The sequence below is a fragment of the Shewanella sp. 11B5 genome (genome assembly GCF_002836795.1).
GTDB classification, from domain to species: domain Bacteria; phylum Pseudomonadota; class Gammaproteobacteria; order Enterobacterales; family Shewanellaceae; genus Shewanella; species Shewanella frigidimarina.
In genome coordinates, this window is the sequence record NZ_PJAP01000769.1 from 1 (window position 1) to 1,796 (window position 1,796).

General features: G+C 40.7%; 2 protein-coding genes. One reads left to right on the plus strand and one right to left on the minus strand.

Annotated elements, in window-relative coordinates; genetic code table 11:
• Positions 1-320: 320 nt before the first annotated feature.
• A complete protein-coding gene (gene suhB, locus CXF78_RS16280; RefSeq protein WP_011637882.1) occupies positions 321-1,124 on the minus strand; it encodes an inositol-1-monophosphatase in 804 nt (267 codons plus the stop codon).
• Positions 1,125-1,274: 150 nt separating this feature from the next.
• Here suhB and CXF78_RS16285 point away from each other — a divergent pair.
• Positions 1,275-1,796: RNA methyltransferase (locus CXF78_RS16285; RefSeq protein WP_102037367.1), on the plus strand; the 522-nt coding region annotated here is incomplete at its 3' end.

A 1,796-nucleotide genomic window follows, 5' to 3' on the forward strand; every position in this document is an offset into this window, starting at 1 on the left:
TGTTCGATATTTTTTAAGGATTTTAGTCCTACTTTTCGCAGTAATGGCATAGTCATCTTCATTAATAAAATCAAAACACTATTATTGACGACTTCAAGTGAATTTCCCAGTGATCTGGGTCGATTTTTTGAGATAAACTGTGGTTTGCAGAATAAGTGGTTAATATACTCTCCACTCAATGTCGATATAGTAAGATTTACGCCGTTATGAGTCGTTGGCTAGCGTTTTATCTTTACTAGGCTGAGAGTAATGCTATTGAATAGACATAAAAAAACCGCTAAAGCGATGCTCTAGCGGTTTGTCTAAATAAAGGTAAACGATTAACGTTTTAAACCTTCATTTAGTAGGGGACGCATAGTTTTAACTAATTGCGTGGTCACTTTTGGACTACCAGCCACAATGTTTCCTGAAACCATATAGTTGTGTCCGCCCATAAAGTCAGTAACAGTACCGCCAGCTTCACGACAAATTAAGTCGCCCGCAGCAATGTCCCATGGCTTAAGACCAATTTCAAAGAAACCATCTAAACGGCCTGCAGCGACGTAAGCTAAATCTAATGCAGCAGAACCACCACGACGGATATCAGCACATAATGGGAATACTTCACCCAAAATAGCCATATAGCTTTCAGTGTGTTGACGTGCTTTGAATGGGAAACCGGTACCAATCATTGTGCTGCTCAAATCATTTACGTTGGTTACACGTAAACGGAAATCATTGAGCTTAGCGCCTTTGCCGCGAATCGCTGAAAATAATTCTTCACGGACAGGATCGTAAATAACGGCAACTTCAATTTTGCCTTTATATTGTAATGCGATAGATACGGCAAAGTGAGGAATACCACGAACGAAGTTGTTAGTGCCATCCAAAGGATCAACAATCCAAATGTAGTCTTTATCAGTACCACGGTTTTCACCGTTTTCTTCACCAATAATGGTGTGGTCTGGATAAGATTTACGAATTTGATATGTAATAGTTGCTTCTACTTCCTTGTCTACACTAGTCACAAAATCATTAATACCTTTACTGCTTACCTCAACACGGTCAAGTTCAGTATAGGCGCGCATAATAGTTTGGCCCGCGGCGCGTGCAGCGCGCGTGGCAATAGTCAGCATCGGATGCATTGCAATCCCCTGGATGTTAAAGAACGAGTAAAATAGCGCCCGCATTATACTTAATTTGACAGTTATATCAAATGCAGATTTTCATATAACGTAATTTTTAACGATTGTGTTAATATATGGATAATATTTTTAGCTAAAAGAAAGTGCTACATGCTCAGTAATATTCGTGTTGTTTTAGTTGGTACCTCACACCCTGGTAATATTGGCTCTACTGCTAGAGCAATGAAAACCATGGGCTTATCAAATTTATATCTCGCAGAGCCAAGAGCTGAGCCTGATGGGCAATCGATAGCACTTGCTGCAGGTGCGTCAGATATTCTGAAAAACCTGACGCGAGTTGATTCGTTAGAAGAAGCCATAGCCGATTGTAGTCTGGTCATTGCCACTAGTGCACGCAGTCGTACTCTTGATTGGCCGATGCTTGATCCTCGCGAAGCGGGTTTAAAACTTACTCAAGAAAGCTTAAATGGCCCTGTTGCTATTGTTTTTGGTCGTGAAAATCATGGTTTAAGTAATGAAGAGTTACAAAAGTGTACTTACCATGTGGCTATTCCGGCAAACCCAGAATATAGCTCGCTAAACTTGGCTCAAGCAGTACAAATTATTTGTTATGAAACGCGAGTCGCGCATCTAGCGCAAACAGAAACACCCGCTGTAACGGATGAATATCCA